The following is a 15,457-nucleotide window of genomic DNA, read 5'->3' on the forward strand; positions in this document are numbered from 1 at the left end:
AACACTATTTAAATAATCGATAAGCAGAGAACTTTTAAGAACAGGATTAAGGTGAGATAAATGACAACATGTGAACAATGCGGGAAACCGATGCAAGATATATTGGAATACGTGGAACATATCCTTCACGAATGCGTGGGGCAGACGCAGGAGTACAAGATAAAAGACTACGGGACATCTGGCTATGAGTGTGTTAGCGAACAGATGTGATACAATAGAAAGAAACCGGATTCATACGGAACAGAGGTGACAACATGGAGACGGGCACGGCCCCTTTCCGGCAGGAAATGACGGAACATGAAGCGCAACTGACCAAGACATGTATGTATTGCGGGCAAAAGCGACCTTTGTCCGAATTTCGACGAAGAACCGGAAAGCGGGCTGGCCCGGGAGCCAGACGCGGCGCTTGTCGCCACTGTCGTCAGCTCGGTGGACAAGCAGATAACGATAATGCCTATAACGTCTCAATTCGGCAGACGGATGAGGGTACGAGGAATCAAAAAAGGGCCACAGCAACCCGGATCATTGATGCAGTGGATAGGAATTCAGATTCCGTCCCTACGTCAGATAGACGTGTGGATGCTCCACCTTCTGTGAATTCAACTTCTTCAAGTGAGGATGACACTGCTGACTTTGGAGAAGACGTTGTCGCGGCTTCTGCTGCTCCCCCTTCGTCTCCTTCAGGCAACAGGAAGAAGCGGAGAAGAAGGAGAAAGGCGAAGCGTACTGACTTGCATCTGGGTCATGAGCCGACGGAATTGATTTCGCAAACGAACCCCGAGAGCGGGGTTGCAGATCATCCACAGACCGATGTGCTCCAACAACAAGACAGGGATTCGCAGGTGTATACAGCGAGTACTGATCCATCTGCTAAGCGTGCCCGCGTGCGTATAGCCGCTGGCACGGATCAGGCCGCCGAGCAGGAAATGGCGGCGGTCAAGGGTCTGCTGCCAGCCAAGCCGCAAGGCCCGGCAGCAGAGCCAGGAGCTGCGGATCAACCGACCGCAGCCAAGCGCAAACGCAAGCGGCGCCGCAAACGTGCTGCCGCGCTGCCGTCCGGCGCAGGACAAGCCCGCAGCATAGCTGAGGCCAGTGCGCCGAGCCTGAGCGACCGTGGCGATGCCAGTACGGTCGCTGGACCCGCAGCGGCGGCAGCACAGCCTGCCACTGCAAAGCCCGCGCCCGGCGAGGTACCGGTTGCTGCCGTGGAGGCTGCGCCTCCTGCACCCGTGCGCCAGCCTGGCACGCCCGGGTCGAAGCCACGCCCGGCACGCAAGGAGCGTGCGCCCAAGGCGGGCGGCGAAGACACAGCCCGTGCCGGAACATCCGGGCAGCGGGCGCCTGCGCATTCCAGCCGCAGCCACGGGGCTGGAACGGAAAGTCGTCCCCGCCGTCATACTCCGGCGGCTCCTGTAGCGATTGACCCGGAAGATCCGGCATCGCTTCGGACGAACCGGCAAGGCATGGTGCGCATGCGCGGCAAGACGGACAAAGGAAGGCGCTGGCATCAGGAAGTGGATATGGAGCTGGCGGTCACGCTAGTCAAGGAAAAGGCCGCGGTTGTGGTTAATCGGTACACGATCCGCCGATTATTCAGTAACAAGGACTTTAAGCGGTTTATTTTGACCCGTGATAACTATACCTGTTACTTCTGTGGCTCGTATGGAGACACAATTGACCATCTTCTGCCGCGAGCCAAGGGTGGACATACCACTCCGCTCAATTGTGTCTGCGCCTGCAATCTGTGCAATCAGTCCAAAGCAGCGATGGATGCGGAAGAATTCATGCGTTCCGGTATTCCCGAGTGGAATGCTGCGCATCAGGAAGAGCTGAATGAGCTGGCCATCCAGGAAGCTCAGCTAGAATAATTGTTAAGCGATACACTGCCCTAGGCTTGATCACAATCCGTTTCAGGCGGGGCATTTGATAAGGAGAGCACACCAAGACTGAACAGGTCCGGGTGTGCTTTTTTGTTTTTCAGCGCAGCGGGTGAAATTTCTTCAAATTGACAACGGTACAGCGTTCATATGTACGTTATACTGGGGGGAGTGAGTAGAGTTATTTCAGCATCCTTATATTCGAAAGCGGATTTGATAACAAACATCATAGATGAAATATTGGACTTATAGATTGGAGGGAAGCAGATGACCCTGGCATCTTTGGACATCATGTCCTATATTACGGAAGAGAATATTCGTTTTTGGCTGGAGAAATTCCGCTCCCTGGGCCCGTTACCGGGTATTTTGCTTACCTTTATGAAATCATTTGTCCCCCCGCTGCCTACGCTGCTGATTGTGGGGGTTAACGGTGCGGTGTACGGGCTATGGGCAGGGTTTTTATATTCATGGATCGGGATGGTACTTGGTTGTACCGTTACGTTCCTGATTGTTCGGGAGATTGGGAAATCGGCCTTTGTGGAACGTTGGGCCAATAAACCCCGTGTGCAGCGCAGTATGGTTTGGATTCGGCGGAATGCCTTCAGTTATGTGTTTTTGCTGAGTATTTTCCCGGTGGGTCCGTTCGTGATTATCAATGTTGCGGCAGGTATTGCGCGAATGAGATTCATGTCCTTCCTGCTGGCGGTGAGCTGTGGTAAAGCCATCATGATCTTCTGTGTTACGTATATTGGTTCCAATGTAGAGCAATTTATGGAGCATCCTCTTCGGTGGGGTGGCGTGCTGCTGTTTATCGCTGCATCGCTATGGGCGAGCCGGAAACTGGAGCGTCATTTTACCCGTTCGTCATTAGATCGTGAGCATTTGAATGATCGGAGTCATTCCTCTGAAAAGTCTATTTCTTCGTAAACTTAGGGAAAATACGAATACGCTCGATTTGAATGGTTTTGTTGGAGATGACCATCCGTATAGAGGGGGATAAGTATGATTGAAAATGTCTTTGATTTTGATCAGGAGCTGCACCGTATGCATGAAGATGAGCTGCGTTCGTTATTGCGTTTGCTTTATCTCAGCGCAGACAGGGAAGTCAGTGTTCAGTCAGCGGAAGAACATTCTGTTCATTTTGCAGCGAAAGTACAGTCGATATTCAAAACATTGGACGAGGATCGGAATCGTGAGAAAGCTGAGCAACAGGCATTGGAGGCACAGAAACCACGTGAAATTCACATTGCGATTGGTGAATCGCCGCTAGGCAGCATTAAAGTTGCGATGAGCAAAGTTCCCGGACGCTCGGAGCGACGTTTTTACTCAATGAATGACTACTATGCAATCGGTCCATTGGGCGACTTGACTAACAAGGCGGATTTGCAACGCAGGCACCTTTGGCTACTCGAAAAACTCTATTTGAGTGAGCATGGAAGTTATGCCGTCCAAGGTATGGATGAGCTGCTTCGATTAAACAACGTAGTGAGTTCGATTGATGAAGATACGCAAATCACTATCTGGTATGCGAATAATGCTCATGAGAAAACGGGACTTTTATATGCCATGCATTTGCTGCGTAACCGGCTTGCCCCTGTTTATTTGATCGAGACAAGTGCATTATATCAGGAATTATTCAATACTTCTGAAGTTCAGCATGATGTTCTTAGAACAGGTGAAATTTTTTCTGAGAAGTTGCTAGCGATGTGGAAACACTGCGTGAATGCCGATCCGTTGTCTTTGGAGGAACGCAGACAAATGGAGCAAGAGTGGGTGAATCTGGCTATACAGCCTGGACTTCTGCGGTTAATGAAGGATGGCGTGATTCAAAGCGTGTCCGAAGACGGGATAGATGAGTTTATTATGCAGAAGGTCAGAGAGCTTACGTTAACCAGACAGCCTGGTGAATTCATAAAATCAGCCCGTATTGTAGGTGAGGTACTGGGTCATCTCGAACAAGCTGTCGGAGACGATTTTATTCAATACCGATTAAGGCATCTGGTATTACAGGGGCGGCTTGAGATGGAGGGGAAACCTCATGCCATGAGGTTTTACAGTATCCGGCTCAGTCCTTAAATGAAACAGACTGTTATCGACACATCGTTCTGTCGGTCAACAGTCTGTTTTTTTTATACTATTTTTGGTCAGATCGGCTTTTTGAGTGATCCGGCCCCTATATTTCCAACAGCGGCCCCTCTTGCCCATAGACCGGATCAGTATCCGGAACCGGGACCTCCTGAATCTCACGCAGAACCTCGGGCCGCTCCCCCGGTTTGCCAGTTCGGGTATTGTAACTCATGCCACCCGGATAGGCCCCGGCTATACGAAAATCAAGGCTCGCATCAAGCCGCTTATGTCCGGTTCCCGCAGGAAGTACAACGACATCTCCAGCCTGAAGGCGAACAGTCTGTCCATGTTCCCCACCAAGAATGAGCTGAACCCAGCCGCTGACCACGGCAAGTACTTCATGAGCATTACTGTGGTAATGATGATAATCAAACACACCGTTAATCCAGCTATTTCCCCATCCGTTACGGCTCAGTAACGACGCCGCACGAGAGGAATCTTTTGCCCAAACCCCTTTATACAGCAGTACAGGCAGGCTCGGATGATTGGGAATCACACCATCGTCCTGAAATAACAGCGTCTGTACATCATTTATTCGATCCTTCATTGTAAATATCACCTCATTATGGCATTACCCGTTTATTTCTGGAGAAGAACAAAAAACAATTGTAAAATGATACAAATTGTATCATTTTAAGGTTATACTCAGAACATAGACTCTCTTTAGTGAACTTGTTGTATAAATCGCAAGGGGGAATGTGCTTGAACATTGTCATTACAGGAGCTTCTGGATTTGTAGGATTTAACCTTTCGCAGTATTTGGCGCAAAAAGGACATCGAATCACCTTGGTGGATCAGGATGATTATTGTCAGAGGCTTGTTCACAGCTCCCCACTTCATGACATGGCCTTCATCTGTTGTGACCTCGCTACAGACAGATTCAGCTTGCCACACGAAACAGATTATATTATTCATCTGGCAGCGATGCCACACGTAGACTATTCGTATCATCACCCCGGAGAAGTGTTTCGTAACAATACCCTCAGTACACAGGCCATTCTGCAATACGCATCCGATCACCATATTCCCGTCGTACTGGCTTCATCCGTAGAGGTATATGGAGGGGAGATGGGCAGAGTGTATCACGAATCCGATGATTATGCTCCAGTATCCCCGTATTCCGCGTCCAAAGTAGCCTGTGAGACGCTTGCGCTATCCTACGCTCAATGTTACCAGCTTCCTGTCAAAATATTTCGTTTGACCAATCTTTATGGTCCCTGGCAGCTGCCGGATCGGATTATTCCGCGTAATTTTGGGCGAATCATGGACGGCCTTCCGCTGGATATCCAGGGATCGGCTGTACGTGATTTTCTGTATGTGGATGATGCGCTGCGAGCGATTGAACAGATTATGCTGAAAGGACAAGATCAGCATATCTATAACATTTCGACGGGGCAAGGAACGACCATGCAAGAGATCGGAGATCATTTGCAACAATTGCATACTTCTAATGGAACGGCGGAGATTCGGGAGCAGGAACCCACCCAGTCCAGAGGTTCGAGTCTGGTCGTTCACTCTGGAAAATTACGATCAGAGACCGGATGGTTCCCCCAGACGACGCTGGAGCAAGGACTGGAGCAGACCTTTCGATGGTATCAGGAACATCCCGAATGGGTAAGACAATTCAACCGTGAATACCACACGACTAGAGAAGCACGCAGTTTTATTATCGATATGGCGAGATATGCAGTACCGACTATCTAACCAGGACAAAAAAAGCCAGGGAAGGGTGTAGTGAATAACACCTTCCTTGGCTTTTTTGCGCCCCCGTCGAATCCCGGCTTTCAACCGATATGGACGGTCGGGCATTGAACCTATATTTACTGCACGAATCGTCGTGCATGTTCACGTTTAACGAATGGATCTAGTGATGTTTTTTCACATCGGCAATTTTATCCTGCACAGCACCTTTAGCCTTATCTTTCTTGCCCTCAGCCTGAAGGGATCTGTTGTTAGTTGCATTACCGATCTGATCCTTCACTTCGCCTTTGGCTTTGTTTACGCCTGCTTTGATTTTATCGCTAGTTGAATTACTCATATCGAACATCTCCTTCGTTTCTGGTGTAGTCCTTATTAACCGGGATGTCCGTATTCTAAACGTTTCTATTGTGATGCGGGCAGAAATTTGTTCTGAATCTTCTGTCAGAAATGATCTGTACGAAGAGTCAGTATAAGTATAGGCATTGCATAATCGCGTGCTTCATTAAAGGAATGAGAGGATGTTATGATATGAGCAATTATATTGGAAACGGTGCGTATTGTTACGCCAATTCAGCAGCGATGCTACTGTCGTCCATTGGAGAAAAGGTTGACCCGAGTCTCCTTGAAGTTATAGGTGGATTTTCCCTGGGAGCTTTCCGCACGCAGGAAGATCTTCTCTTTTTTGATAACTGTACCTCTAGTCCGGATCTGGCCATCAGCAAAGCGATGAGCATTCTGGGATTCAGTGTGCGCGAGAGTGTGCAACCACGGGGTACAGAGATGCCTGTAGATGAGCTAAGAGAGGCTTTGAAGCAGGGGCCGGTGATGATGGGTCCGCTGGATATGGGCAAACTCGTCTACAATCCCAACTCTCCCAACCTGGGTGGTTGCGATCATTATGTAGTGGCGTTGAGCATGGAGGGCGATGAAATATGCCTGCATGACCCGGCGGGATTCCCGAATGTCTTTCTGACAGTGGATAAACTTGAGGAAGCATGGAAGTCTGAATTCCCGTGGAGTAGCGGTGTGTACCGACGATGGTGGAGTCCTGAACGCTTTGAACAGCCCGATCTGGATGAGATTAACTGCCGCGCTTTTACTTGGTTCAAATCAACCCTTACAGAACAGATCCATGATATTGCTGCACAGGAGGGACGAACCGGAGCTTCAGCGATTCTGCATAAGTCGGAACAGGTTCGTGCTGGAGCAATCGATGGTAATGAGTGGGCTCATTATGTGTATTTTGCACTGCCAGTAGGCGCGCGTCGTGCTCATGATTATGGTTTGTTTTTTAAAACAAGCCATCCTGATCTTTCTGCTTTGAAATACGCGCAATCCCGCCAATTCGGGGAATGCCAATCCCGTCTTGTCTCCCGGAACTGGGAGGCTGCTGCGACAATCATGGTGGCACTCGCGGAGACGGAAGCCATGATCCAAGCTGCTATTTTGAAGATGGAATAATGTAAGTGTAAGTGAAGCAAGGCTATGAGAAAGGGAGATACACATGGATGAATTAGCTGACAATCGCCATATCACGCCAGGGGAAGATGAGACATTCGAGAATCGGCAAAAGGAGTCGGACATTGCGCTTATCCAACGAGCCCAAACTGGGGATACAGAGGCCTTTGGTGAGTTGATTCACCGTTACCGCGGGCAATTGTTCCGTTATGTGCGAGCACTTACACATGATTCTTATCTCGCAGAAGACATTTTACAGGATGGGCTTATTCGCGCCTTCATTCATATGGGGCAGCTTCAGAATGCCGACCGTTTTATGGCCTGGATGCAGCGCATTGTGCGTAATCAGGCGTACTCACATATGAATCGCCGAGAGCAGCAGCGGGAACAACATTTTTCTTCTTTCCTAGCATTTGGAGCCGAAGACGCATCATGGAGCGAACAAGACTCGCTCGACAAGACGCTGAATCATCTTCTGAATGACGCCGATTGGAGATCTCAGGAGGCAGGTTATGATCCGTATCAAGCTATTGTTCAGCAGGAAATGAGAAATAATTTCCATAAGCTGCTGGGTTGTCTGAATGAGAGAGAGCAACAGGTCTTCACATCGTATTGGATGGAACAGCTGTCACCGCAGGAAATTGCCTGCAAATTCAATCTGACAAGTGCTAATGTGTATCAAATTCTGTCACGTTCACGTAAAAAAGTGTCGCAGCTTCATATTCATTTATCCGTAGAAGAAATGCTGGCAGAGTGGCATTCAATCGGACAAAATCGATTGATTTTGGAGGAGCCCCTTTCGTTTCGGGCTTCCCAAACCTGGAACTCGGCAGCAGCATCCATTCACGAGATGTTAGGTTATATCGGTTCATCTCCATCTCTCCCCATGGTTATGGGGATGAGTGGACTTTCTTTTCGTCTGACCATCCTACCTAAGGACATACATATCGCTGGACCTACCGCCTATAACTTCAAAGAGGTGCTTACCAGAGGATTGCAACGTATGGGCTATCGTTCCCGTGCGGTTGAGGCTTTGGCGAGCGAAGTGGGGCTCAATGCCAATCTGGTCGATCCTTCGATGCTAGAGGAGAAAGCGAAAGGGAAAAGGTTGCTAAATCCAAGGCTAGTTCGGGCTCTCTCCCTGATTCGTTACTCCATTCATCGGGGAATTCCGGCCGTAGTATGGGACCTGAATATTCCCGAATTCGGATTGATTTATGGCTATGATGATGCAGTTCGAACCTTATACGGTACAGATTTCATTAAATCAGGAACAATTCCCTATGATCATGTAGGCCGGGGTGTGAATCAGGAAGTATTTGTACTGGCAGCGGAATCAGATGGCATGATACGAGAAATGAACTTGCGCGCGGCACTGACAGATGTTTTGGCTCATTATCGTGGGGAGGACCCGTATACCTTGCCGAACACAGTCAGTGGTCTGGCTGCTTATGGGGTCTGGAGAGAAGCCTTGGGAAATAGACGGGTAGAACCAAATGGTCATGCCTATAACATTGCGATTTTGTGGGACGCAAGACGTTACGCCGGTGAATTTTTCAAAGAACTTTCTCTAAGCTGGGCTTCGATCCCCCGATACACCAAGTTGATGCCATTCTGTCGCCAGGCTGAAGAATTATATCGGATTATGACCGACAGGTTAGACATGCTCAAGCAATGTTTTCCTTTTCCAGAAGGAGGAAAGCCTAACGAAAAAGTTCAGGGGGATAAGGCCATCTCGATACTAGTGAAGGTGGAGGAATTGGAGCGAGACGCTGTCGTTGCAATAGAAGCATTGCTGAAGGAATGGCTCAACATTCCCCGGCAATAAGTTGTGGTGTAACTCGAATGTTAACAATTAGATCGGGCGAACAGTGAAACAAACATCAGGAGGCAGGACGATAAGTCAGCCTTCTTTGTGTCTTTTTTGCTTTCATGCCACGATAGGTTCATACTTGGACAAGAAATGATGTTATTTCAGGAATAAGGCTGTACCCCTAGCTGCATAATAACGACAGTGACCAATTTCGTTGCATGAAATTCATGATTTTGGAAAACAATTCCTGAAAAATTAAGTTGAAAAAATCCTCCCTAGTGTACATATCGCACATATGGTCATATGGGATCTTGTCTTCATACCACATGTGGTAGGATTACGGATCTGGGACAGGATGATAATCGATTTTAACGAGACCGCAATGCTTGACAAAAAAATCGATTTTGTTACAATGTTCACAATATCTTCACAAGTGTAAAAAATTTCTTTTTCATGTTCATGTGTAAGAGGTGTAATATAGGGGTATAGAGTTCGGTTTCGGCCTGCTTGTCGTTTTGCGTCAACACATGTTGTCCGCAATAGACCCAAGATACAATACATGATGTGGGAGCGGCCCATGGGCTATGCTCATTCTATTGTGTGAAATTTGGTACATTTAGTTGTATTGGATGTATTTGTGGTTCGGCTCTGCTTGACAGGCATCATGAAAGTCGCGGACTTCTATCCCAAAGTAAAGGAGGACTTTCTCTTATGTCACAATCGCCTACTCAACAAGAGGTGCCGGTTACAGAAGGTGCCGACGTTTCCCAACGCCAGTCCTTGGACGTACTGGATCAACTGATGAAGCCTGAGGTACAGGAATCTCTGACCGTTCTGGTGGAGAACCTGCCTAAACTGGCTGAAATGGTCACTGCAATGACCAAAGCTTATGACTTTGCACAAAGCGTAGCTACAGACAAAGTTCTGATCAGCGACACAATGAGCGCAATGGGCGAGTTCGCTAAACCTGTTGTAGACAAAGCTAAAGGTGTAGCTTCTGCTGCCATCGAAGCCAATGATCGTGCGCAAGCCGAGCAAACTTCGGTTGGTTTGTTCGCTATGCTCAAAATGCTTAAAGATCCAAACGTACAACAAACGCTGCGTTTTGCTCAATCATTCTTGAGCATCCTGAACGAGCGTGGGCAACAGCAACGTTAAGATTAGAAGAACGGAGGATGGATATGTCGAAGCAAATTTTGATCTTGGGCGGAGGTTACGGCGGTTTGTTGACTGCGCTGACTGCGCGTCAATACCTGACACCGGAAGAAGCGACTATTACAGTCGTGAACCGTTACCCTACGCACCAAATTATTACGGAACTGCACCGTCTTGCAGCGGGAAGCATTGCTGAAAAAGCAGTGGCCCTTCCACTCGAAAAATTGCTGAGTGGTAAAAACGTGAACTTGAAAATCGATACGGTGGATACAATTAAGCCGGACGAGAAAAAAGTTCTCATGACTAGTGGTTCTACTTACTCTTACGATGCACTCGTTGTTGCCTTGGGCAGTGAAACGGCATTCTTCGGAATCCCGGGATTGCAGGAGTACAGCTTCACGCTGAAATCCGTTAGCGATGCTAACCGCATTCGTGCACACGTGGAAGCTCGTCTGGAAGCTTACAAACAATCCGGCAACAAAGCAGACGCTACGTTTGTTATTGGTGGCGGCGGTTTGACAGGTATCGAGCTTGTTGGTGAATTCGCTGACCTTCTTCCGGCTGTATGCCAAGAAAAAGGTATCGACTTCAAAGAAGTTTCCCTGTACACGGTTGAAGCTGGTCCTTCCATTCTGGCAGGATTCCCTCCAGAACTGGTTGAGCGCGCTAAATCGAGTCTGGAAAAACGTGGCGTTAACTTCATCGTTGGCGTAGCGATTACCGAAATGAAAGAAAATGAAGTTCTGCTGAAAGACGGAAGCTCGATCCCTACGAACACACTCGTATGGACAGGTGGCGTTCAAGGTAATGCAGTTGTTGCCAACAGTGGAATTGAAGTGGATCGTGGCCGTGCGAAAGTTACGGAAGTACTGCAATCCACATCCCATAAAGACGTGTTTGTTGCTGGTGACAGCGCAGTGGTCTTCCCTAGCGAAGGCGCTCGTCCATACCCTCCAACAGCACAATTGGCTTGGCAAATGGGTGAAACCATTGGTCACAACCTGGGCGTAATGTTCAAAGGTGGCGCAATGGAATCCTTCACACCAGTATTCTCCGGTACACTGGGAAGTCTGGGTCGTAAGGATGCTGTCGGCATGATCGGTGGCAACCAGACTCGTCTGAAAGGTCTGCCAGCAACCATGATGAAAGAAGCAAGTAACATCCGTTACCTTGCTCATATTCACGGTTTGTTTGCACTGGCTTACTAAGATCTGTACGTCATGCAGCAGAAAGGTACCCCTATTGGGGTGCCTTTTTTATTTTAACCAGCATCGATTGGCATATAGACTAAGTTTTATGAAGTGAGATGTTGAATTATATACGTTGTTATCAGAAATTTTAGCTAAAAAAAGGATTCGGTATAACCCTATAGGGTGTATGGTATATTAAAGGAAATAGATGTTATCCGCATCACATCAGATGCGTTGAATGGTAGTAATACATAGTAGCCGGCGCTTAGAAGCGTCGGCTTTCGTTTAAATTAAAGACAAGTCTGTTTATAATAAGCTGTTTATAAAAGGGAAACCGAGAGGAGAATGACATATGAACGTATTAGTAATTGGAGCGAACGGACAAATCGGTAAATTTCTGGTTCAGCAACTGGCGCAGGAAGGGAAACATGAGGTCACCGCGATGATTCGCAAACCGGAGCAGGCCGATGCATTGAAGCAGCTCGGTGCCAATGTCGTAATTGGCGATTTGGAAGGCAGCGTGGAAGATCTGGCCGAGGCGATGAAGGATCATAATGCCATTGTGTTTACTGCCGGTTCGGGTGGATCTACGGGCGAAGACAAAACATTGCTCATTGATCTCGATGGTGCAGTGAAAACAATGGAGGCGGCACAGCAGCAGGGAATTACCAGATATATTTTGGTCAGTGCGTTTGGGGCAGATCAGAGGGAGAAATGGTCGGATGCCATTAAGCCGTATTATGTGGCGAAGCATTATGCCGATCGGGCGTTGTTCGCAAGTGATCTGAATTACACCATTATCCGTCCTGGCGGTTTGAAAAATGAATCGGGCACCGGCAAAATTTCCGTAGGAACGGATCTGAAACCGGGAAGTATCCCGCGTGAAGATGTAGCTCGTGTAATCGCTGCTTCCCTTCAGGAAGAGAAAACGTATCGAATGGCTTTTGATCTAATCGCCGGGGATGATTTGGTAGAGGATGCCTTAGGTAAATTGTAATTCGTATTGTAATATAACGGGAGAATGGAATGACGGAATGAGGGGGAGCTCTGCATGAATGAAGCCGTGCTGGTGATCGAGGATGAGCCCAAAATTGCACGCCTGCTTGAACTGGAATTACAGTACGAGGGATACCAGGTAGGCAAGGCAGGCAGCGGAACGGAAGGGCTGGCGATGTATGTGGACGGGCAGTGGGATCTGATTCTGCTGGATATTATGCTGCCGGGTCTGAGTGGGATTGAGGTGTTGCGGCGGATACGTGTCAAAGATGCCACTGTGCCTATTCTGATGCTCACAGCCAAAGATTCCGTGGAGGATAAAGTGTCCGGACTTGATCTCGGAGCCAACGACTACATCACGAAGCCGTTCCGAATTGAGGAGCTGCTCGCGAGAGTGCGTGCGGCCCTGAGACTGAGTGCAGCCTCGGCCGCTGCTCTTTCCTCCTCCTCGGTCACACGGGATACCACGCAATCGACGGGACTCACGACGGAACGCGAGAATGGCTGGCTCACCGCAGGCGGATTGAAGCTGAATGAAGGCACCCGTGAGGTATCCCGTGAGGGTCAGCCCATTGAGCTTACCCCGCGCGAGTTCGATCTGTTGGTGTATCTGCTGCAAAACCAGCGTCAGGTGCTCAGCCGGGACCAGATTGTACAGGCCGTCTGGGGATACGATTATTATGGAGATACCAATGTGGTGGATGTGTATATCCGTTATGTGCGCAAAAAAGTGGATAGCGGATTCACACCACCCTTAATACATACGGTTCGGGGCGTCGGTTACGTCCTGAAGGAGCAAATATGAGTCTACGCAGCAAAATTTACGGATACTCGTCCGTATTGTTCGCCGTGCTGTTGATTGCCGTGAACCTGTCGGTATACATCGTGTTTGAACGAATGTCGATCGATAACGAGATCAAGCGGGTAGAAGCCGAAGCGGAGTCGATTGTAAAAGGAGTGCGCCAGTCTGCCGGTTCCATTCCGCCGGACGACTTGCTACGGGCCTATGCGCCGCTGGACGGCATGCTGCGGATCGTTAATGAAGACGGCACCAGCTCCCCGCCGGTGACGACCTCAGCAGAGGAGCAGCTGAGCAAGCTATCCTACAAGTATGAAAGCGAAAAGAAATCCGAATACACCCAAGTTGGGCAGATCGGTTATGTCTGGGTATCTGTGCCAGTGATCTGGCCGGACGGTGAAGTGGTGAATCTACAGGTCACCGAGAGCATTGAAGATACCGAGAATCGCCTGTCTGTGCTTCGTACAGTTCTTGTTGCCGTGACCATCATCGCGCTAATTCCCGCCATCATTTCCAGCCGTATTCTGGCGAACCGGATGACGCGGCCAATCCAGCAGATGACACGCACAATGACCGATATCCAGTCGAGCGGGCAGTTCAAACGACTTCCACTCGACGAAAAATCGAAGGATGAGCTGAAAACGATGGGACAGACGTTCAACCGCATGATGGATTTGCTCGAATCCAACTTCGAGCGGCAGGAGCGTTTTGTTTCCGACGCCTCCCATGAACTGAAAACACCACTCACCATTATTGAAAGCTATGCCAGTTTGCTGCAACGAAGGGGTAAGGATCGACCCGAAGTATTCGACGAGGCGGTGGAAGCCATTCTGTCCGAATCCGTGCGCATGCGGGAGATGACTGAGCAGCTGCTATTGCTGGCAAAGCAGCCAGAGCAGTGGAATGTGCAGCTGGAACGCGTGGATATTACCCGGCTGGCGCTGGATTCCACGCGTGCGTTTCACGAAGCCTATCATCGGGAAGTCCACTTCGATGATCCCGGCTCTATATGGGCGATCAGTGATGAGAGCAAGCTGAAGCAGATGCTTTTTATTTTGCTGGACAATGCCCGTAAGTATAGTGAAGATGCCATAGAAGTCCGGCTGGAGGCAAAGGGGACGGAATGTCGGATACGGATTGTAGATACGGGAATCGGCATGCGGGAAGAGGAATTGTCCAAAGTGTTTGACCGTTTCTATCGCGTTGATCAGGCCAGAACACGCAGCGGCGGAGCAAGCGGTTCTGGCTTGGGGCTGTCCCTTGCCAAAGATATCGCAGAGGCTGTGGGCGCGCGTATTGAACTACGCAGCACCGAGGGTAGAGGAACCGAGGCTTCGATTATTTTGCCCACATTCGTACAGAACGGGCCGCTCTCATGAAATTCTCATACTTCTCTTATATACTGATAAACACAGTGCGAATTCGGATCATAAGAGAGTGCGTAAGGGGGGAACAGGATGGAAGAGCATGAGGGGCGTCCAGAAATGAAACGGGAAGTACAACGAAGCAAAGGATGGACGAAGCCGAAACGTTCATTTTGGTGGGGTGCGGGGTTCCTGGCTCTCCTTGTGGTTATAGCGCTCGTGTGGTGGAAGCCGTGGCAATCAGATCGCGTGACGTTAACCGCAGATGCAGCGGCGCAATCGGTCTTGGATCAGTATCCGGGAGAGATCGTGAATTCCACGTTGAAGGACGGAACCTATATGATGCAGCTCCGCTCGGAAACAGGGTTGTATGACGTACAGGTTGATGCGGTTACGGCAACCGTGAATTCCATTAAACGTCTGGAGTCCAACCCGCAAGCCGAGGAGAAGACGTTATGGAGCCGGGAACAGATCAAGACAGAATTACTAAAACAAACGGATGCCGAGCTGGTATCGCTTGAACTCGTCGAGCAGCAGGGAAGCCCGGTGTATGTGGCGGTATTGAAGATGAAGGATAATGGCCGGGAGCAATGGACCATTGATCCGTATAACGGGGAGAAACAATCTTCAAAGACACTGGAAGCATCTTCACCCGAACCGACGACAGAGGAAGGCACCAAGACTCAGTTTCTGAGCGAGAAAGAAGCAGAGCAAAAGGCACTGGCTAAAATTCCTGGGGAAGTGGATGATATTGAACTCCGTGGAACGAATAGTGGCAATCCGTATTATCTGGTCGAAATTGACCTGGATGACGGTCGGGAGGCCATTGTGCAGGTGAATGCCATCTCGGGCGCAATTCGTTCGGTCACTTGGGATGATGACGAAGATTAAAAACATGGAATCGTTTCTGTGAGAATCTTATTCAATTTTCTCATCAAATTCTAATCTGGCTCTCGCTGAACTCTCATTCGTACAGG

Annotated in this window: 13 protein-coding genes and 1 pseudogene; 12 read left to right on the forward strand and 2 right to left on the reverse strand. The window is 49.1% G+C overall.

What is annotated here, in order from left to right; all coding sequences use genetic code 11:
• Positions 1-1,430 precede the first annotated feature (1,430 nt).
• The 3 genes and pseudogenes from AMS66_RS32450 to AMS66_RS20825 form a co-directional block, all read left to right on the forward strand.
• Positions 1,431-1,868, forward strand: a pseudogene (locus AMS66_RS32450) (HNH endonuclease); the annotation flags it as partial.
• 276 nt (positions 1,869-2,144) lie between these two features.
• Positions 2,145-2,804: a TVP38/TMEM64 family protein gene (locus AMS66_RS20820; protein ID WP_053782607.1), complete on the forward strand. Its 660-nt coding sequence runs from the start codon at positions 2,145-2,147 to the stop codon at positions 2,802-2,804.
• Positions 2,805-2,879: 75 nt separating this feature from the next.
• Positions 2,880-3,953, forward strand: coding sequence for a DUF1835 domain-containing protein (locus AMS66_RS20825; protein ID WP_053782608.1), 1,074 nt, complete (start codon positions 2,880-2,882; stop codon positions 3,951-3,953).
• 97 nt (positions 3,954-4,050) lie between these two features.
• On the opposite strand, the gene AMS66_RS20830 is transcribed toward AMS66_RS20825, so the two are convergent.
• Positions 4,051-4,551: a cupin domain-containing protein gene (locus AMS66_RS20830; protein ID WP_053782609.1), complete on the reverse strand. Its 501-nt coding sequence runs from the start codon at positions 4,549-4,551 to the stop codon at positions 4,051-4,053.
• Positions 4,552-4,700: 149 nt separating this feature from the next.
• Between AMS66_RS20830 and AMS66_RS20835 the strand changes: the two genes are divergently transcribed.
• On the forward strand, positions 4,701-5,708 hold the full coding sequence (locus tag AMS66_RS20835; RefSeq protein WP_082350816.1) for an NAD-dependent epimerase/dehydratase family protein: 1,008 nt from the start codon (positions 4,701-4,703) through the stop codon (positions 5,706-5,708).
• Between the two features lie 160 nt (positions 5,709-5,868).
• Here AMS66_RS20835 and AMS66_RS31930 read toward each other — a convergent pair whose 3' ends face one another.
• Positions 5,869-6,042, reverse strand: a complete 174-nt coding sequence (locus AMS66_RS31930; RefSeq protein ID WP_064506464.1) for a CsbD family protein — start codon at positions 6,040-6,042, stop codon at positions 5,869-5,871.
• A 191-nt stretch (positions 6,043-6,233) separates the two neighbouring features.
• On the opposite strand from AMS66_RS31930, the gene AMS66_RS20840 reads away from it, so the two are divergent.
• The 8 genes from AMS66_RS20840 (at position 6,234) to AMS66_RS20875 (ending at position 15,371) form a co-directional block, all read left to right on the forward strand.
• Positions 6,234-7,166, forward strand: a complete 933-nt coding sequence (locus AMS66_RS20840) for a cysteine peptidase family C39 domain-containing protein (RefSeq protein ID WP_053782610.1) — start codon at positions 6,234-6,236, stop codon at positions 7,164-7,166.
• Between the two features lie 43 nt (positions 7,167-7,209).
• Complete coding sequence (locus AMS66_RS20845; RefSeq protein ID WP_053782611.1) at positions 7,210-8,991, forward strand: RNA polymerase sigma factor; 1,782 nt, start codon at positions 7,210-7,212, stop codon at positions 8,989-8,991.
• A 696-nt stretch (positions 8,992-9,687) separates the two neighbouring features.
• Positions 9,688-10,134 (forward strand): DUF1641 domain-containing protein, encoded by a 447-nt coding sequence (locus tag AMS66_RS20850; RefSeq protein ID WP_053782612.1) that lies wholly within the window; start codon positions 9,688-9,690, stop codon positions 10,132-10,134.
• Positions 10,135-10,157: 23 nt separating this feature from the next.
• Positions 10,158-11,339 carry an NAD(P)/FAD-dependent oxidoreductase gene (locus tag AMS66_RS20855; RefSeq protein WP_053782613.1) on the forward strand — a complete coding sequence of 394 codons (1,182 nt, stop codon included), beginning with the start codon at positions 10,158-10,160 and terminating at the stop codon, positions 11,337-11,339.
• A 334-nt stretch (positions 11,340-11,673) separates the two neighbouring features.
• A complete protein-coding gene (locus AMS66_RS20860; protein WP_053782614.1) occupies positions 11,674-12,318 on the forward strand; it encodes an SDR family oxidoreductase in 645 nt (214 codons plus the stop codon).
• A 54-nt stretch (positions 12,319-12,372) separates the two neighbouring features.
• Positions 12,373-13,122 (forward strand): response regulator transcription factor, encoded by a 750-nt coding sequence (locus tag AMS66_RS20865; protein WP_053782615.1) that lies wholly within the window; start codon positions 12,373-12,375, stop codon positions 13,120-13,122.
• A complete protein-coding gene (locus AMS66_RS20870) occupies positions 13,119-14,495 on the forward strand; it encodes a sensor histidine kinase (protein WP_053782616.1) in 1,377 nt (458 codons plus the stop codon). The genes AMS66_RS20865 and AMS66_RS20870 overlap by 4 nt, the downstream gene beginning before the upstream one ends.
• Before the next feature lie 78 nt (positions 14,496-14,573).
• Positions 14,574-15,371 carry a PepSY domain-containing protein gene (locus tag AMS66_RS20875; protein WP_053782617.1) on the forward strand — a complete coding sequence of 266 codons (798 nt, stop codon included), beginning with the start codon at positions 14,574-14,576 and terminating at the stop codon, positions 15,369-15,371.
• The last annotated feature ends 86 nt before the right edge of the window (positions 15,372-15,457 follow it).

This window comes from Paenibacillus xylanivorans (assembly GCF_001280595.1).
GTDB lineage: Bacteria > Bacillota > Bacilli > Paenibacillales > Paenibacillaceae > Paenibacillus > Paenibacillus xylanivorans.